The organism is Rhodococcus koreensis (genome assembly GCF_900105905.1).
Lineage (GTDB): Bacteria > Actinomycetota > Actinomycetes > Mycobacteriales > Mycobacteriaceae > Rhodococcus_F > Rhodococcus_F koreensis.
On sequence record NZ_FNSV01000005.1, the window covers coordinates 3,163,026 to 3,187,931 of the forward strand.

Annotated in this window: 23 protein-coding genes; 10 read left to right on the top strand and 13 right to left on the bottom strand. The window is 67.8% G+C overall.

Annotated elements, in window-relative coordinates; genetic code table 11:
- The first annotated feature begins 152 nt into the window (after positions 1–152).
- Genes couT through BLV94_RS19150 form a run of 3 tightly spaced genes read left to right on the top strand, consistent with a single transcriptional unit; the run spans position 153 to position 3,666 of the window.
- Positions 153–1,481 carry a p-hydroxycinnamate MFS transporter gene (gene couT / locus BLV94_RS19140; RefSeq protein WP_072947565.1) on the top strand — a complete coding sequence of 443 codons (1,329 nt, stop codon included), beginning with the start codon at positions 153–155 and terminating at the stop codon, positions 1,479–1,481.
- 41 nt (positions 1,482–1,522) lie between these two features.
- Positions 1,523–3,061, top strand: a complete 1,539-nt coding sequence (gene couL, locus BLV94_RS19145; protein WP_072947567.1) for a p-hydroxycinnamoyl-CoA synthetase — start codon at positions 1,523–1,525, stop codon at positions 3,059–3,061.
- A gap of 29 nt (positions 3,062–3,090) precedes the next feature.
- Positions 3,091–3,666, top strand: coding sequence for a DJ-1/PfpI family protein (locus BLV94_RS19150; RefSeq protein ID WP_072947570.1), 576 nt, complete (start codon positions 3,091–3,093; stop codon positions 3,664–3,666).
- Between the two features lie 43 nt (positions 3,667–3,709).
- Here the strand turns inward: BLV94_RS19150 and BLV94_RS19155 are convergent, their stop codons facing one another.
- The 5 genes from BLV94_RS19155 to couR all read right to left on the bottom strand — a co-directional run bounded on the left by BLV94_RS19155 (position 3,710) and on the right by couR (position 8,813).
- Positions 3,710–5,479, bottom strand: coding sequence for a CocE/NonD family hydrolase (locus BLV94_RS19155; RefSeq protein ID WP_072947573.1), 1,770 nt, complete (start codon positions 5,477–5,479; stop codon positions 3,710–3,712).
- Positions 5,476–6,801 carry an MFS transporter gene (locus BLV94_RS19160; RefSeq protein WP_072947575.1) on the bottom strand — a complete coding sequence of 442 codons (1,326 nt, stop codon included), beginning with the start codon at positions 6,799–6,801 and terminating at the stop codon, positions 5,476–5,478. The genes BLV94_RS19155 and BLV94_RS19160 overlap by 4 nt, the downstream gene beginning before the upstream one ends.
- A gap of 176 nt (positions 6,802–6,977) precedes the next feature.
- A complete protein-coding gene (locus BLV94_RS19165) occupies positions 6,978–7,883 on the bottom strand; it encodes a LysR family transcriptional regulator (RefSeq protein WP_072947578.1) in 906 nt (301 codons plus the stop codon).
- Positions 7,884–7,889: 6 nt separating this feature from the next.
- The gene (locus BLV94_RS19170) at positions 7,890–8,366 is read right to left on the bottom strand and encodes a DUF3237 domain-containing protein (protein WP_072947580.1); all 477 of its coding nucleotides are present in this window, start codon (positions 8,364–8,366) and stop codon (positions 7,890–7,892) included.
- Between the two features lie 6 nt (positions 8,367–8,372).
- Positions 8,373–8,813, bottom strand: coding sequence for a MarR family transcriptional repressor CouR (gene couR, locus BLV94_RS19175; protein ID WP_072947582.1), 441 nt, complete (start codon positions 8,811–8,813; stop codon positions 8,373–8,375).
- 114 nt (positions 8,814–8,927) lie between these two features.
- On the opposite strand from couR, the gene couN reads away from it, so the two are divergent.
- The 4 genes from couN to BLV94_RS19195 all read left to right on the top strand — a co-directional run bounded on the left by couN (position 8,928) and on the right by BLV94_RS19195 (position 12,961).
- Complete coding sequence (gene couN / locus BLV94_RS19180) at positions 8,928–9,839, top strand: 4-hydroxyphenyl-beta-hydroxyacyl-CoA dehydrogenase (RefSeq protein ID WP_072947585.1); 912 nt, start codon at positions 8,928–8,930, stop codon at positions 9,837–9,839.
- Positions 9,836–10,726, top strand: a complete 891-nt coding sequence (gene couO, locus BLV94_RS19185; protein ID WP_072947587.1) for a 4-hydroxyphenyl-beta-ketoacyl-CoA hydrolase — start codon at positions 9,836–9,838, stop codon at positions 10,724–10,726. Before couN ends, couO begins: the two co-directional genes overlap by 4 nt.
- Positions 10,727–10,736: 10 nt before the next feature.
- Positions 10,737–11,216 (top strand): p-hydroxycinnamoyl-CoA hydratase, encoded by a 480-nt coding sequence (gene couM / locus BLV94_RS19190; protein ID WP_072947590.1) that lies wholly within the window; start codon positions 10,737–10,739, stop codon positions 11,214–11,216.
- 101 nt (positions 11,217–11,317) lie between these two features.
- On the top strand, positions 11,318–12,961 hold the full coding sequence (locus BLV94_RS19195) for a transposase (RefSeq protein ID WP_425272503.1): 1,644 nt from the start codon (positions 11,318–11,320) through the stop codon (positions 12,959–12,961).
- 135 nt (positions 12,962–13,096) lie between these two features.
- Here the strand turns inward: BLV94_RS19195 and BLV94_RS49610 are convergent, their stop codons facing one another.
- Positions 13,097–13,273, bottom strand: coding sequence for a hypothetical protein (locus tag BLV94_RS49610; protein WP_167372172.1), 177 nt, complete (start codon positions 13,271–13,273; stop codon positions 13,097–13,099).
- 343 nt (positions 13,274–13,616) lie between these two features.
- Here BLV94_RS49610 and BLV94_RS19200 point away from each other — a divergent pair, with 343 nt between their 5' ends.
- The 3 genes from BLV94_RS19200 (at position 13,617) to BLV94_RS19210 (ending at position 17,470) form a co-directional block, all read left to right on the top strand.
- Positions 13,617–14,381: a pirin family protein gene (locus BLV94_RS19200; RefSeq protein ID WP_072950414.1), complete on the top strand. Its 765-nt coding sequence runs from the start codon at positions 13,617–13,619 to the stop codon at positions 14,379–14,381.
- A gap of 91 nt (positions 14,382–14,472) precedes the next feature.
- The gene (locus BLV94_RS50020) at positions 14,473–15,444 is read left to right on the top strand and encodes an intradiol ring-cleavage dioxygenase (protein WP_072950413.1); all 972 of its coding nucleotides are present in this window, start codon (positions 14,473–14,475) and stop codon (positions 15,442–15,444) included.
- 76 nt (positions 15,445–15,520) lie between these two features.
- Positions 15,521–17,470, top strand: a complete 1,950-nt coding sequence (locus tag BLV94_RS19210) for a M13 family metallopeptidase (RefSeq protein WP_072950417.1) — start codon at positions 15,521–15,523, stop codon at positions 17,468–17,470.
- 5 nt (positions 17,471–17,475) lie between these two features.
- Here BLV94_RS19210 and BLV94_RS19215 read toward each other — a convergent pair whose 3' ends face one another.
- The 7 genes from BLV94_RS19215 to BLV94_RS19245 all read right to left on the bottom strand — a co-directional run bounded on the left by BLV94_RS19215 (position 17,476) and on the right by BLV94_RS19245 (position 24,904).
- Positions 17,476–18,540, bottom strand: a complete 1,065-nt coding sequence (locus tag BLV94_RS19215) for an ABC transporter ATP-binding protein (RefSeq protein WP_072950412.1) — start codon at positions 18,538–18,540, stop codon at positions 17,476–17,478.
- A 17-nt stretch (positions 18,541–18,557) separates the two neighbouring features.
- Positions 18,558–19,877 carry an ABC transporter substrate-binding protein gene (locus tag BLV94_RS19220; RefSeq protein WP_072950411.1) on the bottom strand — a complete coding sequence of 440 codons (1,320 nt, stop codon included), beginning with the start codon at positions 19,875–19,877 and terminating at the stop codon, positions 18,558–18,560.
- A 17-nt stretch (positions 19,878–19,894) separates the two neighbouring features.
- A complete protein-coding gene (locus BLV94_RS19225; protein WP_072950410.1) occupies positions 19,895–20,794 on the bottom strand; it encodes a carbohydrate ABC transporter permease in 900 nt (299 codons plus the stop codon).
- On the bottom strand, positions 20,791–21,744 hold the full coding sequence (locus BLV94_RS19230) for a carbohydrate ABC transporter permease (RefSeq protein ID WP_371851617.1): 954 nt from the start codon (positions 21,742–21,744) through the stop codon (positions 20,791–20,793). Before BLV94_RS19230 ends, BLV94_RS19225 begins: the two co-directional genes overlap by 4 nt.
- Positions 21,745–21,819: 75 nt before the next feature.
- A complete protein-coding gene (locus BLV94_RS19235) occupies positions 21,820–22,740 on the bottom strand; it encodes a L,D-transpeptidase (RefSeq protein WP_072950408.1) in 921 nt (306 codons plus the stop codon).
- Between the two features lie 169 nt (positions 22,741–22,909).
- A complete protein-coding gene (locus tag BLV94_RS19240) occupies positions 22,910–24,589 on the bottom strand; it encodes an FAD-dependent oxidoreductase (RefSeq protein WP_072950407.1) in 1,680 nt (559 codons plus the stop codon).
- Positions 24,590–24,682: 93 nt separating this feature from the next.
- The gene (locus BLV94_RS19245; protein WP_072950405.1) at positions 24,683–24,904 is read right to left on the bottom strand and encodes a dodecin; all 222 of its coding nucleotides are present in this window, start codon (positions 24,902–24,904) and stop codon (positions 24,683–24,685) included.
- Positions 24,905–24,906 lie beyond the last annotated feature (2 nt).

Below are 24,906 nucleotides of genomic sequence, written 5' to 3' on the forward strand. Positions count from 1 at the left end.
CGCGAGCCGCGGCCCCGGCGGCCGTCTGCGACCACGACCCCCGAAGCGTTGGCAATCTCTTCCATTGACAACTTCAATGATTAATGTTTAATTGTGATCCGCGCTACACATGCGCTCCGCTCTGTTGTCCCACGCTCGGCCAAGGAGTATCGATGACGGTCACCGCCACCGCCGGCACCATGTCGGCCACCCGACGCAAGAAGGAAGTTCGCAGGGTGATCCTGTCGAGCTACCTGGGCAGCACCATCGAGTTCTACGACTTCCTGCTCTACGCCACCGCGGCGTCCCTCGTCTTCGGCCCGGTGTTCTTCGCCGGCCTGGACCCGCTCGCCGCGACCATCGCGTCGATGGGAACATTCGCCGCCGGCTACGTCGCACGCCCGCTGGGCGGAATCCTCTTCGGCCACTTCGGCGACACCGTCGGCCGGAAGGCGATGCTGCTGATCTCCATGACCGTCATGGGGATCGCCTCGTTCGCGATCGGGCTCATTCCCCCGCCGGAGATGATCGGATCCTGGGCGGCGGTGCTTCTCGTCCTCCTCCGCGTCTGCCAGGGACTCGCCGTCGGCGGCGAATGGGGTGGCGCAGCGCTGATGTCGCTCGAGCACGCCGAATCCGGCAAACGCGGCTTCGCCGCGGCGTTCACCAACGCGGGTGCGCCGACCGGTGCACTGCTCGGCACCCTCGCCCTGGCCGCCGTGTCCCTACTGCCCGACGAGCAGTTCCTGACGTGGGGCTGGCGCATTCCGTTCCTCATCTCGGCGCTCATGCTGGCCCTCGGCCTGTTCGTCCGGTCCAAGGTGTCGGAGAGCCCGCTGTTCACGGCGGCGCTGAAGGAATCGGCCCAGAAGGACACCACCCCGCCCATCGTCACCATCCTGAAGCGGCCACGCGCGGTCGTCGTGGCGTCGATGAGCTGCATCGCGAGCTTCGGAATGCAGACCGCGTTCACCACTTTCGCCATCACGTACGCCGTGTCGAGCGGCGCCCCGCGGTCCGACGCGCTGCTGGCGTTCTCCTTCTGCCAGTTCTGTGCGATCTTCCTGGTTCTCGGATCGGCGCGGCTGTCCGACCGGATCGGCCGCCGACCCGTCATGCTCGCCGGTCTCGCGGCGATGATCCTCAGCGTCTACCCACTGTTCCTGCTGCTGGGCACGGGACAGTTCCCGTTCATCGCGCTCGCCTTCGTCGGGTACACCCTCTGCCACTCGGCCACCTACGGGCCGATGGCCGCATTCATCTCCGAGCAGTTCGGCACCCGCGCGCGCTACACCGGGGCGTCGCTCGGATACCAGCTGGCCACGCTCGTCGGCGCGGGATTCACCCCCGTCATCCTGGCGTCACTGTTTGCGTCGTCCGGCAAGTCGATCGTCCCGGTCGGGCTGTTCGTCATCGCACTGTGCGTGGTCAGCGCCGTCTTCCTTGTCGCGACGAAGGAAAGCAAGGACAACGACCTGAGCGCAGACACCCCGTCTGCCTGACACGAGCCCGAGAGTAGTTTCGAAGAGAACGAGGAGTCACCATGGACAACGAAGGCATCGGCTCGTGGCTCGAGCGCCGCATCATCATGACGCCGGGGAACGAGGCGCTCGTCTTCGACGGACGAGCCGTCACCTACGAGGAGATGGCCCTGCGGACCCGCCGGCTCGCCCACGGCCTGCGCGCCCTCGGCGTCGGGAAGGGTGACTGCGTAGGCTTCTTCGGGTTCAACGACCCCGCGGCGCTCGAGGTGATGTTCGCGGCCGGGCTGCTCGGCGCCACGTATCTCCCACTCAACGCTCGTCTCACCGCCGAGGAAGCGCGCTACGTTCTCGGCGATTCACGCTGCACCACAGTGATCTTCGGCACTCAGCAGGCCGACGTCGCGCAGGAGCTGGCGCAGTCGGAGTCCCCGGTCACCACCTGGATCGGGCTGACCGACTCGTGGTCCGCCCACACCTACGAGAGTGTGCGCGCCGGGCAGCCCGACACCCGCATCGACGAGCAGGTGGGTCTCGACGACCTGTCGGTGCTCATGTACTCGTCGGGCACCACCGGCGCACCGAAGGGCGTCATGCTCAGCCACGGAAACATGCTGTGGAACGCCATGAACCAGCTTCTCGCCCAGGACATGACGTCCAAGGAACGCACGCTGTCGGTGGCGCCGCTGTTCCACATCGGCGGTATCGGCGGAGCCGTCACACCGACCCTGCTGTCCGGGGGCACCGTCGTGCTACTGCGCAAGTTCGACGCCGGCGCCGTTCTCGACACGATCGAGAAGGAACGCATCACCACGTTCTTCGCGGTCCCCACGATGATCCAGGAACTCTGGCACCACCCCCGGTTCGCGGGCGCCGACCTGTCCAGCCTGCGGGCCATCTGCGTCGCCGGGGCTCCCCTGCCCGAAGCGCTGATCTCGCCGTGGCAGGAACGCGGCGTCGCGATCGCGCAGGCGTACGGTCTGACGGAAACCGCGCCGTCGGTGACCATGCTGTCGGGGGACGACGTCCGCGCGAAGGTCGGATCCGCAGGCAAGCGAACGTTCTTCACCGACGTCGACGTCGTCCGCCCCGACGGGTCGAGCGCCGAACCGAACGAGGTCGGTGAGATCGTCGCGAAGGGGCCGAACGTGATGCTCGGCTACCTGAATCAGCCCGAGGCGACCGCCCGCACCATCGTGAACGGCTGGCTGCACACCGGCGACGCCGGCTACTTCGACGACGACGGCTTCCTCTTCATCTGCGACCGCTACAAGGACATGTACATCTCGGGCGGCGAGAACGTCTACCCCGCCGAGGTCGAGGCGGCGCTGCTGAAGCTGGACGGCGTCCGGGAGGCGGCGGTGATCGGCGTCCCGCACGAGAAGTGGGGCGAGACCGGCATGGCCTTCGTCGTCGCCGCCGACGGCACCGCCCTCGACGAGGACACGGTGCGCGCCCGGCTGCGAGAGAAGCTCGCGGGGTTCAAGATTCCCACGTTCATTCGGATCGCGGAGGGACTCCCCCGCACCGCGACCGGCAAGATCCGCAAACCAGACCTGCGAACCTCCGCCCGTGAGTACTTGTTAACGTCCCGCGGTTGACAAGTACTCACGGGCGGTAGCATTTCAGGGTGAAGCACATCGGGATCGTGTTGTTCGACGGCGTCGAGGAATTGGACGCCGTCGGACCGTGGGAGGTGCTGTCCGCGTGGACGCGGATGTACCCGGACGACGGCTACGCGGTGTTCTGCCTGTCCGCATCGGGTGGGAGTGTGCAGTGCGCCAAGGGGCTCGTCCTGGGCGCGCATCATTCCTACGCCGACGCCCCGCCGCTCGACGTCCTGATCCACCCGGGCGGCCAGGGCACGCGTCCGCAGCTGCTCGACGACGCCCATCTCGGCTGGGTCCGCAGGCTGCGCGCCGAGGTTCCGTTGATGGCCAGCGTGTGCACGGGTTCCCTGGTCTACGCGAAAGCCGGCCTGCTGAACGGCAGGCCGGCGACGACGCATTGGGCGTCACTGGGTTTGCTGGCGGAGATCGACCCGAGCATCGTCGTGCGGCCGGACGACCGGTTCGTCGACGACGGCGACGTGATCACCTCGGCCGGTGTGTCCGCGGGCATCGACATGGCTTTGCACCTCGTCGCCCGCTTCGCCGGAGCGGAGCGGGCGCGCGAGGTGCGTCGCTACATCCAGTATGAGCCGTGAGTACTTGTCAACGTCCCGCGGTTGACAAGTACTCACGGGTGCGTCAGCGCACGACCGGCAGCGACACCCTGCTGGGGTACCGTGCCCCGGTGTGCACGCGCTGGTGGGCGACCACGAATTCCGCTGATTCGTAGGCGGATTCGCCGGTGTTGAGGTTGCGGTCCCACCGCGGATGGTTGCTGGACGTCACCTGGACGCGGATCCGCTCACCGGGCTGGAACGTGACGGCCGTGGACCACAGGTCGATCGCGTACTCGTACACCTCCCCGGGCTCGAGCAGGCTCTGCTCGGCGGACGTGTACGCCCCAGGGGTTCGGTAGGAGTCGCGGTAGCGGGCCCGCACGATGCCGTCGGTGAGGGTGATCGACGTCCCGTCCGTCGTGACGCGGCACAGCCTGACGACGAAGTCGGTGTCGACGGCACTCGACGACGCGAACAGTGTCGCGGACACCCGGCCGATCACGGTCAACGGCTCGGTGAGGACCTCGCCGGTGAACACGAGGACGTCGTCGCGGGATTCGACCCGGCTCTGTTCCAGTGCGCCGGGTGCGAACGTTCCCGGCATCATCGTCGCCCCACCGACCGTCGGTACCGGATCCGCCGGGTCGTAGTCGTAGTCGACGCGACCTTCCATCTGCTCTGCTTCCGCGGCGAGGGTTCCACCGGGAGCGAGGAACAGGTCCGCGGTGCGGGTGGGCTCCGGGAAGCGGTCGTACGTCCGCCACCGGTTCTCCCCCATCACGAATATCCGGACCCGCGGCAGGTCGGGTTCCTCGTCGCCAAGCACCGCCGCGTACCACTGCGCGTGCACCGACGACAGGTCCTGACCCGAGTCGAGCACCGCCTGGTTGGCAGGACTGCCGAACACCACCGACCCACCCAGCCCGGAGAAGTTGGTGTGACTCCACGGACCCAGAATCAGGTACGGCGCGGGAGCCGCACCGGAATCGCTGTGGGCGAGTTGGCCGAAGTACTGGTCGAGGGTGCTGTTGACGAAGATGTCGTACCAGCCGCCGATGTGCAGCGTGGGGAGGTCGACGGCCCGGTCGCCGGCGCTGTCCCACAGGTCGCGGCTGGGGTGGTCGATCGGGAATCCGAGCGATTCGACGATCGGCGACGCGAAGAACGCGGGGGCATCGGCAGCCAGGTCGCGCAGGGGCAGGGCGTCGAAGTACGCGTCCTCGGACATCGCCCGATCGATCCGCGCCCACGACGCCCATTCGCGTTCTGCGCGTGCCGGATCCGTGCGGGACAGTTTCGCGATCTCGGCCGGCCCTGCCGACAGGTGCCCCCATCCGAGCCGGGCGCCGAATTCGACCGCGCCCCCGCGCACGAGCCCGCCGGACCGCGCGTTGCCGCCTGCCGAGATTCCCGGGGCGATGCCGCGCAGGGCGGGTGGCTTCTCCTGGGCTGCGCGCCACTGCGTTTCGGCGAAGTACGACCTTCCCCACATGCCGACGGCTCCGGTCGAGTACGGCAGTTCGGCGGCCCACTGCACGGTGTCGTAGCCGTCCGGGCCTTCGTTCTCGGACGGCACGAACTCACCGTCGGAGCCGAACCGGCCGCGGACGTCCTGCATGATCACCACGAATCCGCCGGCCGCGACCGTGGTGGGGTTGAGGTAGCCGGAGTTGACGGACAGGTCGCGGCCGTACGGGGTGCGGGTGAGCAGCACCGGGAAGCTGCCGCTGATATTCGGGCGGTAGACGGTCGAGCGCAGGACGACGCCGTCCCGCATCGTCGCCTCGACATCGTTCTCGATCAGTACATCGTGTTTCACAGGTTCGGTCGCTTTCGACGGGAGGTGGGTCATTTGCCGAGGTCGGTGGTGCTGGTCCGGTAGGTTTCGCGGACCGTGAGGGTGGTGAGCGCGCTGACCAGGCAGCAGCCCGCGGTGAACGCGGCCACCGGTATCCAGCCGTCCGGTCCTGGCCGGACGAGGGTCGCGGCGATGGTGGGGGCGAATCCGGTGGCCACCAGGGCCAGCTGTCCGGAGATCGCCATGCCCGAGTACCGGATGCGCGTCTCGAACATCTCGGCGTACAGGGCGGGGCCGATGGCATTGACGAGCGAGTAGCCGACCACCATCACGATGCACGCGGTGATCAGGATCAGGACGGTCGAACGCTGGCTGATCGCCCAGAAGAACCCGGAGATGGAGACTGCGCAGACGAGGTTGCCGGTGATGAAGACCGGTTTGCGGCCGATCCGGTCGGCGAGGATCCCGGCGGCGGGTTGCGCGACGAGGGCGAGCGCGGCGGTGAGGACGGTGGCTCCCACCATGACGGTCCGGGACACACCGGCCTCGTGGGTGCCCCACGCGAGGGCGAAGGCGCTGAAGATGGTGGACACCACCGCGAACAGTCCGCAGCCCACGACCCGCAGCACGCTCGGCCAGTGGTCGCGGAAGATCACCTTCGCCGGCATCTCCGTCGGCCCGTCGGTGGACACGGCCTCCTCGAACACCTCGCTCTCGGGCAGCATCCGGCGGATCACGAGGCCGGCGAGTGCGACGAACATGCTGAGCAGGAACGGGATACGCCATCCCCAGTCGAGGAAGGCGTCCTCGGGCAGTCCGGAGAACACGAGGACCACCAGCGATGCCAGCAGCATGCCGGCGGCCGCACCGGTGTTCACCCAGCTCGCCGCGAGCGCGCGGCGGCCTGCGGGTGCGTGTTCGAGGGCCAGGGACGCCGCTCCCGCCGACTCGCCGGCCGCCGACGCGCCCTGGACGGCCCGGAGCAGGACCAGCAGGATCGGCGCCGCGACGCCGATCGCCCCGTAGGTGGGTAGGCAACCGATGAGGGACGTGGCCACGCCCATCATCACGAGCGTCACCACCAGCATCCGCTTGCGTCCGAGCGTGTCCCCGAAGTGCCCGAAGACGAGGGCCGCGAGCGGCCGGACGACGTACCCGATCCCGATGGTCGCCATCGACACGATGGTCCCCCAGAACGAACCGAGATCCGGGAAGAACAGGGTGTTGAACGCGAGCGCGGAGAAGGAGGCGTAGATGAAGAAGTCGTAGTACTCGAGTGTGCTGCCCACGAAGGAGGCCAGGGCGGCCCGGCGCGCGTGGGGCGACCGGGCGCTCGTGTCGGCGCGTGCGACGCGGCCGTCGAATGTGGAAGTCATGTGGTTCCTACCTGAAAGTGAAGGGCTTCCGGGAGTTCGGAGAGGCCTCGAGGTGGGGGCGACACCGGGGATCGGAAGTTGTCCAGGTCACATCCGTTGCCGCCGAGGGAGACTCTGCCAAAGAAACCGATCACCGTCCAAGAGCAGTATCGGCAGTGATTGATAACCGATCTTTATTACTCGTCGGAGACGGCGCCCGGCGTCGGCAGCACCTCGGCGGCGAGGTCGAGAACCGTCTGCACGACGGGCGACACGGGACGGTCCGACCAGGCCAGCGCCGCCCGGACTTCGAATCGACCGGCGTCGAGGGGGATCAGCACCACCCGGTTGGGATACGTCTGCACGTCACCGGGCACGAGCGCGACGCCGACCCCCGCCGCGACGAGGGCGGTCAGGACGATGCCGTCGGTGGTCTCCTGCACGATGTTCGGGGTGAACCCGGCATCCCGGCACGCGGCGAGCAGATCCCGGCGGAGCGTGGATCCGGTGGCGGCGGGATTCGCGACGAACGCCTCCTCGCGCAGTTCCGCGAGATCGATCGACTCCCGTTCGGCGAGTGGGTGATCGCTCGGGAGCAGCGCACTGAGGTACTCCACCGAGATCTGCCGCGTGAGCACGTGGGGGTGCGAGACCGCGTCCGACACGATCCCGAGGTCCAGTTGCCCCTCCCAGATCTCGTCGAGGATCTGCCCGCTCACCGTCGCCCCCTCGAGGACGAGGTCGATCAGGGGATACCGTCGGCGCACCGACCTTGCCAGAGAGGACAATTCGGTCTGCCCGTAGGCCCCGCTGAAGCCGACCCGGACGCGGCCCTCGACCTTCGGATCCGCGATCACCGCGGCATCGACGGCGCGGTCGATGCCGGCGAGGGCGTCCTTGCACGGTTGCAGGAATCGCTCGCCCGCCGCGGTGAGCCGGACCGAGCGCGTGGTGCGGTCGAACAGTTTCACACCGAGACGCTTCTCGAGTTGCTGCACCTGCTGGCTCACCGCCGGTTGCGCAATGTGCAGCACCTCGGCGGCCCGGCCGTAGTTGAGTTCCTCGGCGACCGCCACGAACGACTTCATCCAGCGGATTTCCACGGCAGGTCAGTCCACCACGAACACCGTGAGACGGACCTCGCCGGGCAGTCGTTCGCCGGTGCCGACGAGGATCCGCGAGCGCAGCCACGACCACCGGCCCTCGGCGGCGGCGAGCCGCGGCGTGCAGCGGAAGTAGACACGCTCGGGCGGCACGGGCTCACCCGCGACCAGCCGGGCGATGTCTTCCGGGGTGCCCGAGCGAAGGCCGAAGTTGGTGACGTAGATCCGGTCGCCGTCGTCGGTCTCGATCGCGTACTTGGCCTCGAGTTCGGTGAGCGTGGGCGAGCTGAGCACCTGGAAGTCCGCCCCGACCGGCAACACGGTGCCGCGGAGTTCGGGGCCCTCGACGCGTCCCCCGACTATGGGGATGATGCGGCGGGTGCCTTCGGGTGTGGATCCGATCTCCACCGGATCGGCGACCTGCACGACAAACGTGGCGAGGAACGACAGGCCGGGCGGGGCCGGGGCGAGCAGGTCGGTCATCGTGCCCTACTCGGGATGTGCGGGAAAGGCGATGCTCTGCAATGTATCCCGCATCTGATTCACGACCGATTCGGGGATGCCCTCGAAATAGCGTCCGTGGGCGGCGTCGACGCGGGCCTTGGCATCGTCGCGGAGCCGCCTGCCCTCGTCGGTCGCGGCGATCAGTTTGTTGCGGCGGTCGGAGGGGTCGAGGGTGCGCACGACGAGTCCGCGTTCCTCGAGTTCGTCGACGAGCCCCACGATCTGGCTGGGGTCGAGGCCCATGGTGGCGGCCACTCCGCGCTGGTTGACGCCCTCGGCCTGTTCGCACGCGAGCACCAGGACCGAATAGGACCGCACCCGCAGCCCCGTGGGAACGAGAGCCTTGTTCACCGAGCCCAGCACCATTCCGCCGACGCGCGAGAGCAGGAACCCGATGTCGTCCGATAACGCCTGCGCCTCTGCCATGCGACGACCCCCTTCCGATGAGTGTCGCTAGAGTAGCAGATCTTAATGATTGACTTTCTCAATCATCAATGATTACGTGTGATTCAGCGAACACGACCTTAGGAGAATCACGACATGGACCTCACCGACAAAGTCACCGTCGTCACCGGCAGCGGACAGGGCCTCGGGCTCGCCTACGCCAAGGACCTGGTGCGGCACGGCGCCGCGGTCGTGATCAACGACGTCAACCAGGCCACCGCCGACGCCGCCGTCGCCGAGATCACCGCGGCGGGTGGCCGAGCCGTCGCCGTCGTCGCCCCGGTCGGCAGCACCGACACCGCCCAGAAGCTGGTCGCCGGGGCGGTCGACGCGTTCGGACGCCTCGACGTCATGGTCACCAACGCCGGCATCCTCCGCGACAAGGTGCTGTGGAAGATGACCGACGACGACTTCGACGCCGTGGTGGGCGTGCACCTGCGCGGCACCTTCACGTGCGTCCGCGAGGCCGTCCTGAAGTTCCGCGAGCAGGGCGACGGCGGCCGCATCATCTGCATCGGCTCCCCCGCCGGCCAGCGCGGCAACTTCGGGCAGACCAACTACTCCGGCGCCAAGTCCGGCATCGTCGGCATGGTCCGCACCTGGGCGCTCGAACTGCAGCGCGCCGGCATCACCGCCAACGCCGTCTGCCCGGTCGCCGCGACCGCGATGACCGAGACCGTCCCGTTCCTCGCCCCCTACATCGAGAGCATGAAGAACGGCGAACCGCTGCCCGACATCATCCGCCGCGAGGTGGGCATGGGCAGCCCCGACGACGCCGCGGGCATCATCTCGTTCCTCGCCTCCGACGCGGCAGCCGAGATCACCGGACAGGCGTTCGCCGTCGGTGGCGACCGGCTCGCACTGTGGTCGCACCCCGAACTCACCGCGGTCGAGTACCACGACGGTGGCTGGTCGGCCGACGACATCGCCGCACAGTGGACGGCCACGTTCGGCGAGTCCGTGCAGTCCGTCGGCGAGGAATTCCCCGAGGAGTTGATGGCCAAGTGAGCCGCTACGAGTACGGCATCGACTTCGACACGATCGACGCCATCGACATCCACACCCACGTCGAGATCGATGGCTGCGGACACCGGTCCCTCGACGACGAACTGATGGCCGCGTCCGAGAAATACTTCAAGTCCGGCGAGGAACGCACCCCGTCCATCGACGCGATCGCCGACCACTACCGGGCCCGCAACATGGCGGCGGTCGTGTTCACGGTCGACGCGGCTTCCGCCAGCGGACACGCCGCGAACTCCGTCGAGGAGATCGCCGAGGGCGCCGCCCGCCACAACGACGTCCTCATCCCGTTCGGCTCCGTCGACCCCTGGCAAGGCAAGGCCGCCGTCCGCCGCGTCCACCACCTCGTCGACGACTTCGGCGTCAAGGGCTTCAAATTCCACCCCAGCATGCAGGGATTCGAGCCGAACGACCGCCGGTTCTACCCGCTCTACGACGCCATCACCGAGGCCGGGGTCCCCGCCCTCTTCCACACCGGCCAGACCGGCATCGGCGCCGGACTGCCCGGCGGACACGGCATCAAACTGCGCTACTCCGACCCGATGCTCCTCGACGACGTCGCCGCCGACTTCCCCGACCTCACCGTGATCATGGCCCACCCCGCCGTCCCGTGGGTCGACGCGCAGATCTCCATCGCCACCCACAAGGCCAACGTCTACATCGACCTGTCCGGATGGTCGCCGAAATACTTCCCGCCGCAGCTGGTCAAGGCCGCCAACAGCATGCTCCGCGGCAAGGTGCTGTTCGGGTCCGACTTCCCCGTCATCCAGGTCGACCGCTGGATCAAGGACTTCGAGAACCTCGACATCAAACCGGAGGTCGCACCGCTGATCTTCAAGCAGAACGCCCTGCGTGTTCTCGGTATCAAAGACTAGGAGCCCTGACATGAGCACCACCGCCGCCACCACCACCCGGGTCGCCACCCTCGCAGACCTCGCCGCACTCGAGGGCACGTCGCTGGGCACCAGCTCGTGGATCGACATCCCGCAGCAGCGAATCGACACGTTCGCCGATGCCACCGACGACCACCAATGGATCCACGTCGACCCCGAACGCGCCCGGGCCGAGAGCCCGTTCGGCGGACCCATCGCCCACGGGTACCTCACGTTGTCGCTGATCATCCCCATGTGGGACGAGATCCTGACCGTCGACAGCGTCACCATGGCCGTCAACTACGGGCTGAACAAGGTCCGGTTCACCAGCCCCGTGCCCGCCGAAGGACGCGTCCGGCTCAGCGCGACGCTGCAGTCCGTCGAACAGCTGCCCAAGGGCGGCGTCCAGGTGACGGTCGCGGGGCAGATCGAACTCGAGGGCAGCGAGCGACCCGCGGTAGTCGTCGAGGCCGTGTACCGCTTCTTCGAGTAGACCACCTGTGAGTACTTGTTAACGTCGGGGGGGCTGTTGCAAAATTCCGGGTCGGGGTGTCCGCGTGTCACCATGGTCTGACCTGGGGTTTTCTGGATAATGTGTTGGTGGCCAAGGGATATCGACCGGTGAATCGTGATCAGCAGTTCCTGTTGCCGCCGGACATGCGGGAGTGGGTGCCGCCCACGCATCCGGTGTGGACGGTGATCGAGATCGTCGACGAGCACCTCGACACCTCGGCGTTCCACGCTTCTCGTCGCACCGGGGGCGCCGGCCGGGCCGGGTACGACCCGGACATGCTGGTGACCCTGCTGATCTGGGCGTGGTCACGGGGGATGCGGTCCTCCCGGCAGATCGAGCGGGCCTGCACCGAGGTGGTGTCCTACCGGGTGATCTGCGCCGGCGACACCCCCGACCACGTGACGATCTCCCGGTTCCGCAAGGACAACCACACCGCCTGTCAGGACCTGTTCACGCAGGTCCTGATCCTGGCGGCGTCGCTGGGGTTGGGGCGGCTCGAAACGATCGCGTTGGACGGGGTGAAGATCGCCTCGAACGCCTCGAAGGACGCCAACCGCACCGAGGCCGGGCTCCGCAAGGCCGCCGCCGCCGAGGCCGCGCGGATCGCCGCGGCCGCCGCGGCGGCGCACGCGGCCACCGATGATGCCGAGGACGACCTCTACGGCGAGGACGATCCGGGCCCGGGCCAGGTGCCGGCGGAGTTGGCCGATCCGGGCACCCGGTCGGCGCGGATCGCGGAGGCGTTGGCGCAGCTCGACGCGGACAAGCGGGCCGAGCAGGCCGAGCGGGACGGGAAGTCACGGCACTACCTGGCCCGGCTCGACGCCGGCCAGACGGTGATGGGCCGGGTCCCGGTCGGGGCCGAGGTCGCCGCCGCCGAGCGGCGACTGGCCCAGGCGGTCACCGCCCAGCAGGCGGTGCTCGACCGATTCGAGGAGCGCACCGCGTCCGGGGCCCGGGGCGGGTTCGTCCCGAAACCGGTCGCCGAGCACCACCTGGTCCGGCGGCGGCGCACCGAACTCGACACCGCCCTGCGCAAGCAGGCCGCACGCGATGCCACCGCCGGGCAGCGTCGCCGCAACACCACCGACCCCGACTCGCGGCTGCAGCCGCTACGCGGCGGCGGCTGGCTGCAGGGCTACAACTGCCAGGCCTTCACCAGCGTGGACGGGGTGATCCTGGCCACCGGGGTCGGGACCGGCCCCGCCGACTACGACTACTTCCCCGAGATGGTCGACAAGGCCGGTAAGGCCGCGCAGCTGATCGACACCACCCGCCGCCACACCAACCCGAACCCCGCCCCCGCTCCGGCTCCGGCTCCGGAGGAGTTGATCGGGGTGATGCTCTTCGACGCCGGCTACTGCTCCCGCGAGAATCTGACCGCCCCAGGCCCGGACCGGTTGATCGCCACCGGCAAAGCCCGTGACCTCGAAACCGCGGCGGCCGAGAACCCGGTCACCGGATCCCCACCACCACAAGCCGATCCGATCGCAGCGATGACCCACCGACTGCGCACCGAGGCCGGCATCGCCACCTACCGCCAACGCTCACCCATCGCCGAAACCGTGTTCGGGCACGCCAAACACAACCTCGGATTCCGCCGGTTCACCAGCCGCGGCCTCGACCGGGCCCGCAGCGAATGGGCCTTCCACGCCGCGGTCCACAACATCGGCAAGATCCTCACCCACCTGACCGCAGGAAACACCCTCCCGGCCACCACCTGACCAGGCGGGGCCACCCCCGCCCGCACCGGCACCCGCCCAACGCGCCGAACACAGCCACACCACCGTCACTCAATTCCGCAACATCCCCCGGGCGGTTAATAAGTACTCACAGGTGCCGGAGGCGCACCACCACTACTACTCGGGCGCCTGGTCGTCGGGCTCGACCTGCTCCGCCTGCTCGCGCTCGGACGCGTTGCCCGCGATTCCCTTCGCCTCGCGTTCGGCCGCGAGCCGGTCTTCCATGTCGTCGACGAGGTCTGCGATCCGCTGGTGTTCGGGGAGCTGATCGTGTCGATCCGGATTCGCCTTCATCACGCTCCTTCCGCCGGGTGCGACGTGCCGGAATCCTGCGACTCCTGGACGCACAATTCGAACTGTACGCCGCGGGCCCGGCAGAAGCGGGCATTCGTGGTGGTACAAACTGGACGGCCGTCTTTCATACTTTCCGGCCGTCGGCGAAACCCGTTGCCGAACAGCACCTTACGGAGCGTCGATCCTCCAATACCGCACTGCGCAACATCATTTCGGGATCGACTCGGGCACCTCCACCGCGACGAGCAGGCGATGAATTCGATGCACAATCGACACCGTCTCGCGAGTACCCGCAGCCGGCACCTCGTACTCTGGACCGGGTACCACCCGAAGGAGGACCGATATGCCAGCAGTCACCACACCTCACGTCTACGTTCATCGCGCCGGCGATCGGCTGAAAACCAAGATTTCCTGGTTGGATTCGAAGCACTCGTTCTCCTTCGGCCAGCACTACGACCCCGACAACACGCACCACGGACTGCTCCTCGTCAACAACGACGACACGGTGCTCCCCGGTCAGGGATTCGACACCCATCCACACAAGGACATGGAGATCGTCACCTGGGTGCTGCGCGGCTCGCTCGTCCACCAGGACTCGATCGGCCACTCCGGCATCATCTATCCCGGCCTTGCGCAACGCATGAGCGCAGGCAAGGGCATCATGCATTCCGAGAAGAACGACAGCTGGCGCCTCGCCGGCGAGCAGCACCACGAGCCGGTGCATTTCGTCCAGATGTGGGTGGTACCCGACGAACCCGGGCTCGCCCCGAGTTACGAGCAACTCGAGATCGAGGACGAAATCCTCAAAGGCGGGCTGGTGCCCGTTGCGTCCGGAATGCCGGAATACAAGGACAATTCGGCCATCCGGATCAACAACAAGCACGCGGCGCTGCACGTCGCGCGACTCTTCCCCGGCGCACCGGTGACCCTTCCCGAAGCGCCGTTCCTGCACGTGTTCGTCGCCCGGGGCACCGCGGAGATGGAGGGTGTCGGCACCCTGTACGAGGGCGACGCCGTCCGGTTGAGCGCCTCCGGTGGCCAGCAGATCTCCTCACACTCCGGCGCCGAGGTGCTCGTCTGGGAGATGCACGCCCGCCTCGGCGGCTGAGTTCCCAGCAAGTTCACAGCCGGGCGGAACGCCACGCGCAGGTTCGTGCGCCACGATCGAGGCACAGCCCGATCATGGAGAGGTACCCACAGTGAACAAGGACGTCGAGAAGAGCCGACTGCGCATCAGCCGCCGCCGCGCATTTGCGGTCGGGGGGACAGTGAGTCTGGGTGGGCTCATCGCCGCCTGCACCGGGAACGGGAGCAGCGGCACGTCGGCGTCGGCCACGTCGACCGCGGCCGCGTCGAGTGCGACGACGACGAGCGGCGACGCGGTGACGGCCCTGCTCGACCAGGCGCCGCAGTGCGTGATGGCCGTCGAGGAGACGCAGGGACCGTACTGGTTCGACGTCGACTCCATCCGCAGCGACATCCGCGAAGACCGGCCGGGGACGAACCTGCAGCTCGCACTGCGGTTGCAGGACCTGACGAACTGTTCCGCGGACGGCTCCGCCGCGGTGGTGAGCAACGCCGTCGTGGAGATCTGGCACTGCGACGCGGGCGGCGTGTACTCCGGCTTCGAGTCGGGTTCGAAGGCCGCGGACCTCGGCGGCAACGGCGCGCCCGCCGGAGCACCGCCGGCAGGCGGGCCCGGCGACGGCGGCCAGCCCCCGGCCGGAGGTCCCGGTGGACCCGGTGGACCCGGCGGCCCCGGCGGCGACATGTCCGGCGGTTCGGGTGAGACGTCCGACGGGTCCTACAGCGTCGGCGACAGCGAGGCCACCACCACGGACGACGGCACCTACCTGCGCGGCGCTCAGACGACGGACGCGAACGGCATCGCCCAGTTCACGACAATCTTCCCCGGCTGGTACACCGGCCGGACCACGCACATCCATCTCAAGGTGCACATCGACAAGAAGACGGTGCTCACCACCCAGCTGTACTTCGACGAGGCCCTGCTCGACGAGGTGTACGCGACGGCGCCGTACTCCGACCACACCGGACGGGAGAACAACGTGACCAACGCCACGGACGGCATCTACGACGACGCAGGCCTGCTGACGGTCGCCACGCAGTCGGACGGCTACCTCGCGGCGATCAACCTCGGCATCGACGTCTGACCGCTCCCCGGTCCTTTGTTTCGCCCTGAGCGCAGTGGTGGACCTGTCGGCGCGGAACGGTGTAAGGATGGAACGCATGACCACGGCTCAGCGCTCCGGCATCGACCTCACCCACCTCGACAGTGACACCCGCGCTCAGGACGACCTGTTCGTCCACGTGAACGGCAAGTGGATCGACGACTACGAGATTCCCGCGGACCGGGCGATCGACGGCGCGTTCCGCACGCTCTACGACAAGGCCGAGGTCGACGTCCAGAACATCATCGAGGAGGCGGCGGGCTCCGGCGCGGCCCCGGGAACCGACGCACAGCGCATCGGCGATCTGTACGGCAGCTTCATGGACGCGGATGTCGTGGAGGCGGCGGGGCTCGCTCCGATCGCCGGGGAGCTCGCCGACGTGGCCTCGGCCGCCGACCGCTCCGCCCTCGCCGCCGTCATCGGCCGCCTGCAGCGCACGGGGGTCGGCGGCGCCGTCGGTCACTACGTCGACACGGACGCCAAGAACTCCGCGCGCTACCTCGTGCACTTCAGCCAGGCCGGCATCGGGCTGCCCGACGAGTCGTATTACCGCCAGGACGATCACGCGGAGATCCGCACCGCGTACGTGGAGCACATCGCGAAGATGTTCGCCCTCGCCGGTGTCGACTACGACGCGCAGCGTGTGTTCGATCTGGAAACGAAGATCGCGGCAGGCCATTGGGACGTCGTGAAGCGTCGCGACGCCGAGCTGAGCTACAACCTGCTCACCCTCGACCAGCTGCCTGCCGGGTTGGACTGGTCTTCGTGGATCGGCGCGCTCGGGGGCACGTCGGAGCAGTTCGCCGAGATCGTGGTCCGCCAGCCCGACTACCTCACCACCCTGACCGGGCTGTGGACGTCCGAGGACCTCGACGATTGGAAGGCGTGGGCGACGTGGAACGTCATCCGCTCCCGCGCCCCGTATCTCACCGAGGCGCTGGTCGAGGAGAATTTCGCGTTCTACGGGAAGACGCTGACCGGCGCCGAGGAGATTCGTGAGCGCTGGAAGCGCGGCGTGTCCCTGGTGCAGGATCTGCTGGGCGAGGCTGTCGGCAAGCTGTACGTCGAGCGGCACTTCCCGGCGGACGCGAAGGCCCGCATGCAGGAACTCGTCGCGAATCTGCAGGAGGCGTACCGGCGCAACATCTCCGACCTGGACTGGATGAGCCCGGAGACCCGGCAGGCGGCGCTCCGCAAGCTGGAGAAGTTCACGCCGAAGATCGGGTACCCAGACAAGTGGCGCGACTACTCGGCCGTCACCATCTCCCGCGACGACCTGGTCGGCAACTACCGCAGCGGCTACGCGGCGGAGTACGACCGCGATCTCGCGAAGCTCGGCGGCCCGGTCGACCGCGACGAGTGGTTCATGACACCGCAGACGGTCAACGCCTACTACAACCCGGGCATGAACGAAATCGTGTTCCCCGCAGCCATTCTGCAGCCGCCGTTCTTCGACGCCGCGGCCGACGACGCCGCCAACTACGGCGGGATCGGCGCCGTCATCGGTCACGAGATCGGCCACGGCTTCGACGATCAGGGCGCCAAGTACGACGGCGACGGCAACATGATCGACTGGTGGACCGACGACGACCGGACCGAATTCGGCAAGCGCACGAAGGCGCTGATCGAGCAGTACAACGCGTTCGAACCAAAGGCGCTGCCCGGGCACACGGTGAACGGCGAGTTCACGATCGGGGAGAACATCGGCGACCTCGGTGGCCTGTCCATCGCCATCGCCGCGTACCGGATCGCGACGGACGGGTCCGAGCCGGAGGTCCTCGACGGCCTGACCGGGATCCAGCGGGTGTTCTTCGGCTGGGCGCAGGTGTGGCGCACCAAGGCCCGGGACGCGGAGGCGCTCCGCCGGCTCGCCGTCGACCCGCACTCGCCGCCGGAGTTCCGCTGCAACGGCGTGATCCGCAACCTGGACACGTTCCACGACGCGTTCGACGTCCAGCCCGGTGACGCCCTGTATCTGGATCCCAGCGAGCGCGTCAAGATCTGGTAGCGCGGCTACCCCAGACGGTCGCCCGTCGCCGCGGAGAAGAAGTACACCTCGCCGGGCTTCGGCTGCAGGTGCAACCTCTCCCCCGCGGCGACGGTGCGGGTGCGGTCCACCCGCACCACCACCTTCCCGGACGTGCCGGACGCGTACACGAACGACTCGGCACCGAGTTCCTCGAGCAGGTCGGTCTCGACGGTGTACGAGTCCTTGCGCCACGACCCGACCAGCGTCCACGACTCCGGTCGCACTCCGACGATCACGGAGCCGTCCCCGATCGCCGAGTGCGGCACGGGAATACGCAGTTCGCCCAGTTCGGCGACACCGTCCCGGATCGGGGTGTCCATGAGGTTCATGCCCGGGGAGCCGATGAACCCGGCGACGAACGTGTTGACCGGGTTGTCGTACAGATCTCGTGGCCGGGCGACCTGCTGGAGGCGGCCGGCCTGCATGACCGCCACCCGGTCGCCCATCGTCATGGCCTCCACCTGGTCGTGGGTGACGTACACGGTGGTCGTGCCGAGCCTGCGCTGCAGCCCCGCGATCTGCGAGCGGGTACTCACCCGCAGCGTGGCGTCGAGGTTGCTCAGCGGTTCGTCCATGCAAAACACCTTGGGGTGCCGCACGATGGCGCGGCCCATCGCGACCCGTTGGCGTTGCCCGCCGGACAGTTTCGCCGGTTTGCGACCGAGCAGCGGTTCGAGTTCGAGCATCCGCGCCGCTTCCAGCACCCGCGCGGTGCGTTCCACCTTTCCGACGCCGGCATTGCGGAGCGCGAACCCCATGTTGTCGGCGACGGTCATGTTCGGGTACAGCGCGTAGCTCTGGAACACCATGGCCACGTCCCGCGCTCGGGGCGGCAGCGCGGTGACGTCGGCGCCGCCGATCTCGATGCGGCCGGCCTCGACGGCTTCGAGGCCGGCCAGCATCCGCAGGCTCGTCGACTTACCGCACCCGGACGGACCCACGAGAACGAGGAACTCGCCGTCCGCGATGTCGAGGTCCAGCCGATCGACCGCGGGTCGGTCGGCTCCGGAATAGCGGTGCGTGACACCCGCGAACTGCACGTTGGCCATGGATGTTCCTTCTCCTCCTACTGGGGCAGTTTGGGGGTGATCTGGCGGTCGACGATCTGCTGGAGTTGCTCCCCGACACCGGCGAAGGTCGTCGCCACGTCCGCGTTCTGCAGCGCGATCTGTTCGAGTCCGGTGCCGATGATCTGGTCGCCGCCGGGCACGAACACCCGGGCGTAGTCCTGCGATCGGGTCTTCGCGAGCTGGTCGACGGCGGTGCGCGCGTTGGGGTTCGCGTCCAGGTACGCCTTCATGGCCGGGTCCTCGACCGCAGATTTACGGACCGGCATGTACCCGACGTTCTGCGAGAAGTACGCGGTGTTCTCGCGGTTGGTCACGAAGTCGATGAACGTGAGCGCATTCTTCTTCCGCTCGTCGGAGATTCGCGCCGGAATCGCGAGACCCGCGCCGCCGGTCGGGCAGCCCGGCGCGCCCGACGCGGGGAGGAAGGCGGTGCCGAAGTCGAACGCGGCCGACTTGGTGATCCCCGACAGGTCGCCGGTCGAGGCGATCGTCGACGCGAGGATGCCCGCCCCGAACTCGTTGGCGATGTCGCTCGACACGGCCGCGTATTTCTTCGTGTGGATCATGTTCTTCAGGAAGGTCCCCGCGGCGAGGGTCTTCTCGTCGCCGAACTTCAGGTCCCATTGGTCCGAGTACGCCCCGCCGAACGTCCAGACCGGTCCCTCGAACGTCCAGCCGAGGTAATTCTTGGCATCGCCCCAGCCGTGGGCCAGCTTGCCGCCGCCGATCACCCGCTGCAGTTCGGGACCCCACTCGTCGAACTCCTGCCAGGTGGCGGGACCGCGGTCGGGCAGACCGGCCTGCGCCCAGACCTGCTTGTTGTAGTAGAACAGCGGCGTCGACCGCGCGTACGGGAGGGCGTAGTGCTTCCCCTGGAACAGGTAGTCGGCGAGCAGCGAGTCGACGTAGTCGGAGGTGTCGACCCCCACGTCACCGAACAGCCCGTCGAGCGGTTCGACAGCACCGGTCAGCGCGTAGTTGAACCACCACACGTCCGACAACACCACGACGTCCGGCAGTGCGCCGCCCGACAGTGCCGCGTTGAACTTCTGCGACACCTCCTCGTAGTTCTTCCCGGCGTCCACGAGGTCGACGGTGAGGTGGGGGTGTGTCGCCTGGAAACGGTTGATCAGCTCACGTTCGACGTCCTGGGACTTGCCCGGGTGGTTGGACCAGAACGTGATGGTGTTCGGGTCCCCCGCCGCCCCGGACGCCGCCGACGAGCCCGAACCCGAGCCCGCGCAGGCCGTGAGCGCCGCACCGGCGGCCACCGCGCCCGCGAGCCCGAGGAATCCCCGGCGATTCATCCGATTCATGTCTCTCCTCGTGTCCGCTATCCCTTGACCGCACCCGACGTGAGGCCCTTGATCATGTGCCGTTGCAGCACAAGGAAAACCGCGAGGATCGGCAGCATCGTGAGCACCGTCCCCGCCATGACCGGACCCCAGTCGGTGAGCCCGTCGTTGTTCTGCAGCTGGGTCAGCCCGATCGGCAGCGGCGCGACGGACGCGTCGTCGGCCATCAGGAACGGCCACAGGTATTCGTTCCATTCGGTGACGACGGTGATGATCGCGAACGCCACCATGGTGGGGCCGGACACCGGCAGGACCACCCGCCACAGCAACCGGGCATGGCCGGCGCCGTCCATCCGGGCGGCCTCGATGATCTCGGTGGGTATCGACAGGAAGTGGTTGCGCATCAGGAACGTTCCGAACGCAACTCCCGCGAGCGGAACGATGATGCCGTGGAAACTGTTCCGCCAACCCCATTCGGCGACGAGGGCGTAATTCGAGATGACGGTGATCTGGTTGGGCACCATCAACGCGGCGATGATGCCGAGGAATACGACGTTCTTGCCCGGGAACCGCAGGAACACCAGACCGTAGGCGCTGAGGACGCCGAGTGTGAACTTCACGGCGGACAGCACTCCGGTGATGATCACCGAGTTGCGCAGGAACGTCCAGAACGGCACCGACGTGGTGGCCTCCGCATAGTTCTCGGGGTGAAAGGTACCGGGCCACCACGTGACCGGAAGGGTGTAGATGTCGGGGCGATCCTTGAACGACGTCATCACGATCCAGTACAGCGGCAGGGCAACCGTCACCAGCACGGCCACCATCGCGGCGTAGCCCAGCGCCGTCACGAGCGCTTCCCGCCGGCGGTGGTCGCGGGCCGCGTCCGCCGTCGCCGGCACCTCCGTGCTGCGCCGCTCGCGCACGGCTCCCGCGGTCACCGGCCGTCCCCGCGATCCATGATCCGCACCTGGTAGACGGTGATTCCGAGCAGGACCAGGAACATGATGGTGGCGACGGTGGCCCCGTACCCGGCCCGGAAGTTGCGGAACGACTCGTTGTAGACCTGGTAGACCATCGTGGTGGTGCCGGTGCCGAGCGGACCGCCCCTGGTCATCACGTTGATGATGTCGAACACCTGAAGCGAGCCCAGCATCACCGTGATCGAGAGGAAGTAGGTGGTCGGACGCAACTGCGGGAGAACGACCCGGCGGAACGTCGTCCACCCGCTCGCCCCGTCGATCTCCGCGGCCTCCGCCAGTTCGCGTCGCGTACCCTGCAGTGCCGCAAGGTAGATCACGAACGTGTAGCCGAGGTTCTTCCACATATAGGTGACCGTGACCATGACCAGCGCCCAGTGCGGATCCTGGTAGAAGTCGGGCACGGAGTCGACCCCGACGCGGTGCAGGAGGTCCTGGATCAGCCCGAACCGGGGATCGAACACGAACTGGAACGCCACCCCGATCGCGGCGCCCGAGATGACGAACGGCGCGAAGATCGCGGATCGAACAAGGTTGCGACCGTGCAGCTTACGGTCCAGCAGCACGGCGAGCGCGAGACCGGCGACCATCGATCCCACCACGGTCGCGGTCGTGAACACGACGGTATTGCCGACGATCTGCCAGGTGTCGGGGCGGCTCCACCACTCGCGGTAGTTGCCCAGGCCGACGAACGTGGCGGCGGGGTCGGCGATGTTCCAGTCGAAGAACGACAGCCGGATGTTGTCGACCAGCGGGCGGTAGGTGAACAGGACGAGCAGAACCAGATTGGGGCCCACCAGCGCCGCGAACAGCGCGTAGTCCCGCCACGGACGCCCGAGGAACCCCTGCTTTCCCGGCGACGGCAGGGTTCGTTCCGGACTCGATCTCACTGCGGCAGTCTGACGACCGATTACGAATAGCCGGTAAATTGCCGTAGCCCGCACATTGAACTGTGCGGGCTACGGGAAGAACTGGTCGGAGCAGGGTCAGCGGTTCCAGTCGCCGAGACCGTCGGAGCCGTTCAGCACGCCGCCCGCGGTGTTCTGCACGACGACGGCGTCACCCTTCTTCGAGTTCTCGTAGAACCACTTGGCGTCCTCGGTGCTGACGTTGAGGCAGCCGTGGCTGACGTTCGTGTTGCCCTGGGCGTTCACCGACCACGGCGCGGCGTGGACGAAGATGCCGCTGTACGACATGCGGGTGGCGTACTCGACGTACGTGCGGTAGCCCTCGGCGGAGTCGACCGGGACCCCGTACGTGGAGGAGTCCATGTACATGTCACGGAACTTGTCGCCGATGATGTACGTGCCGTTCGGCGTCTCGTGATCAACCTTGCCCATCGACGTCGGCATGGTCTTGACCACCTCGCCGTTGCGGGTGACGGTGATCTGCTTGGTGTTGTCGTCGGCGGTCGCGACGAACGCGTCACCGATGGTGAACGTGGAGTGCGCGTCGCCGGCGTCCACGGTGACCTCGGTGTTCGCGGGCCAGAACTCGGTGGGCTTCCAGCGCACCTGGCTGTCGTTGATCCAGTAGAAGCCACCCTCGACCGGCTGGCTGGTGGTGACCTTGATGGCCTTCTCGGCGGCGGCGCGGTCGCCGATGGCCTCATTGAAGCGGATGATCACCGGTTGCGCGACACCCACGACCTCGCCCGCACCCGGGTTGAGGGACGGGGCCGAGAAGTTCGCCGGCGCCGGCGCCGGTTCGGGCAGCGGGAGCTGCGGCGCGCCGGGCAGACCGGGCAGGGTGGGAAGACTCGGAATCTCCGGTCCACCGGGAAAGAGCGGCGCGGCCTGTGCGGCCCCGGCCAGCGCAGTTCCGGAGACGACGGCCCCGGTCAGTGCGACAGCGACGCGTGACGACCAGTGCTTGTTCCTGGAAGAACCGATTCCTGACTTGCCCATATGACCACTCTCGTTCGACGACGTGTACACCGCGCGTCCCCGACGGACCTATCAATCGCGCACTGCCATTAACACACATCATCCGGCCGCGAGCAATTTGCCCGCAATCGTTGCCGCTCCGCGGCCTGCGGGCGGTCGGTGTCACCGAGTGGTCAAGAAGCGCTCACGATCAGGTCTCGGCGCGGGCGGCGGCGAGCATGCTCTCGATGGTGATCAACTTGGTGCGCGTCCGGCCGGCCGCCCTGCCCCCGGCACGTTCGGTCTTGTCGATCCGCTGCCAGCCCTGGAAGTCGACCGCGTCGGGCGCGCGCTCGGCGATCAGCCGGTCGAGAGCCTCACGGTCGGCGGGCGCGTCGAGCCGCCCGGCGGAGAAGTCGTCGATCAGCATCCTGACCGTCTCCGCGGAGCAGTACTTGTTGGTGCCGATCACGCCCGTCGGCCCGCGCTTGATCCAGCCGGCCACGTACACGCCGGGGACCGGTGCGCCGGTCTCCGGATCGATCACCCGGCCGTTCTCGTTGGGGATGACGCCGCGCCGGTCGTCGAACGGGATACCGGCCACCGGCTGCCCGCGGTAGCCGATCGAGCGCAGCACCAGGCCGGTGTGCAGCGTCGAGGTGTCGTCGGACGGCTTTGCGCTGAGCCTGCCGGACGCGTCCGCGACCATCTCGTTCTTCGCGATGCGTACCGATTCGACGGCGTCGGTGCCCAGAATTTCCAGGGGCGAGGTCAGGAAGCGCAGCACGATCCGCTTCTTGGCCGGGTCGGCGGTGCGCCGGGCGAACTCCTCGACCTGGCGCACCTTGTGGCGCTGCCACGGCTCCGCATCGTCGCCGTCGACGAATGCGCGGCTCGCCGGGTCGAGCACGGCTTCCTCCGGGTCGACGACGACGTCCACGTTCGGCATGCGCCCGAGCGCCAGGAGTTCGGGGTTGGTGTAGGCGGCCTGGGCGGGGCCCCGGCGGCCGAGGATGACGACCTCACGGATGTTGCTCGCCCGCAGCGCCTCGAGGGCGTGGTCGGCGAGATCCGTCGTGGCCAGGATCTCCGGGTCGGTGACGAGGATGCGGGCCACGTCGAGTGCCACGTTGCCGTTGCCGACGATGACGGCCCGCTCCCCCGACAGGTCGAACGTGCGGTCGGCGTAGTCGGGGTGCCCGTTGTACCAGGCCACGAACTCGGTGGCGGCGTGGCTGCCGGCGAGATTCTCGCCGGGAATGCCCAGTTCGCGGTCGCCTGCCGCACCGACCGCGTAGATGACGGCGTGGTGGTGCGCGAGCAGTTCCTCGTGGGTCACGTCCGTGCCCACGTTCACGTTGAAGTGGCAGTGCACCGTCCGCTTGCCGACGACAGAGCGGAACTGGTCCGTGACGCCCTTGGTGCCCGGATGATCCGGGGCGACGCCTGCGCGCACCAGCCCGTACGGGGTGGGCAGACGGTCGAAGATGTCGATCTCGACGCGGGGCTTCGCGGTCAGTTCCATCGCGGCGTAGCAGGCGGCCGGACCCGACCCGACGACCGCGACGTGGAGCGTGCCGAGGGCTGCGTCGATCTGCGGCAGCTTGAGCGGCTCGGGCCAGTCGGGGCCGATCGGGTGCTTGGTGTAGTACTGCGCGTTGATGTCGAGGTACGGCTCGTCGACCTCGTCGAGGTCGTTCTCCGCGTAGATGGCCTCCACCGGGCACTCCTCGACGCAGGCCCCGCAGTCGATGCAGATGTCCGGGTCGATGTACAGCATTTCCGTGCTCGCGAACGGCTTCTCGTCCGGTGTGGGATGGATGCAGTTGACCGGACAGACGTCGACGCACGACGCGTCGTTGCAGCACGGCTGCGTGATCACATATGCCACGGTTCTCCCCTACCTGAGTACGCGCAGTCCGAAGTCGAGATATGACCCCAGACTATAACGTGTTCCACTTTTGTGCGAGAACCGTGCGCGAGGTCAGACCGCGTCGCCCGGCTCTACCCGGAATCCGACCTTCACCGTGACCTGGTAGTGCGCGATGGCGCCGTTTTCGACGTGGCCCCTGGTCTCGACGACCTCGAACCACTCGACGTTCCGCACGGTGTCGTTGGTCCGCGCGATCGCGTTCTTGATGGCCTGATCGGTGCTGTCGCTCGACGAACCGACGACCTCGACAACTCGGTACACGTGATCACTCATCG

Excerpts from the sequence above, each read along its gene's own strand:
- couT (WP_072947565.1), top strand. The coding sequence starts at position 153 with ATGACGGTCACCGCCACCGCCGGCACCATGTCGGCCACCCGACGCAAG.
- BLV94_RS19170 (WP_072947580.1), bottom strand. The coding sequence starts at position 8,366 with ATGACCGACCTGCTCGCCCCGGCCCCGCCCGGCCTGTCGTTCCTCGCC.
- BLV94_RS19220 (WP_072950411.1), bottom strand. The coding sequence starts at position 19,877 with ATGAATCGGATGAATCGCCGGGGATTCCTCGGGCTCGCGGGCGCGGTG.
- BLV94_RS19160 (WP_072947575.1), bottom strand. The coding sequence starts at position 6,801 with ATGACTTCCACATTCGACGGCCGCGTCGCACGCGCCGACACGAGCGCC.
- BLV94_RS19155 (WP_072947573.1), bottom strand. The coding sequence starts at position 5,479 with ATGACCCACCTCCCGTCGAAAGCGACCGAACCTGTGAAACACGATGTA.
- BLV94_RS19235 (WP_072950408.1), bottom strand. The coding sequence starts at position 22,740 with ATGGGCAAGTCAGGAATCGGTTCTTCCAGGAACAAGCACTGGTCGTCA.
- couM (WP_072947590.1), top strand. The coding sequence starts at position 10,737 with ATGAGCACCACCGCCGCCACCACCACCCGGGTCGCCACCCTCGCAGAC.
- couN (WP_072947585.1), top strand. The coding sequence starts at position 8,928 with ATGGACCTCACCGACAAAGTCACCGTCGTCACCGGCAGCGGACAGGGC.
- couR (WP_072947582.1), bottom strand. The coding sequence starts at position 8,813 with ATGGCAGAGGCGCAGGCGTTATCGGACGACATCGGGTTCCTGCTCTCG.
- BLV94_RS49610 (WP_167372172.1), bottom strand. The coding sequence starts at position 13,273 with ATGAAGGCGAATCCGGATCGACACGATCAGCTCCCCGAACACCAGCGG.
- BLV94_RS19200 (WP_072950414.1), top strand. The coding sequence starts at position 13,617 with ATGCCAGCAGTCACCACACCTCACGTCTACGTTCATCGCGCCGGCGAT.
- BLV94_RS19215 (WP_072950412.1), bottom strand. The coding sequence starts at position 18,540 with ATGGCCAACGTGCAGTTCGCGGGTGTCACGCACCGCTATTCCGGAGCC.
- couL (WP_072947567.1), top strand. The coding sequence starts at position 1,523 with ATGGACAACGAAGGCATCGGCTCGTGGCTCGAGCGCCGCATCATCATG.
- BLV94_RS19245 (WP_072950405.1), bottom strand. The coding sequence starts at position 24,904 with ATGAGTGATCACGTGTACCGAGTTGTCGAGGTCGTCGGTTCGTCGAGC.
- BLV94_RS19210 (WP_072950417.1), top strand. The coding sequence starts at position 15,521 with ATGACCACGGCTCAGCGCTCCGGCATCGACCTCACCCACCTCGACAGT.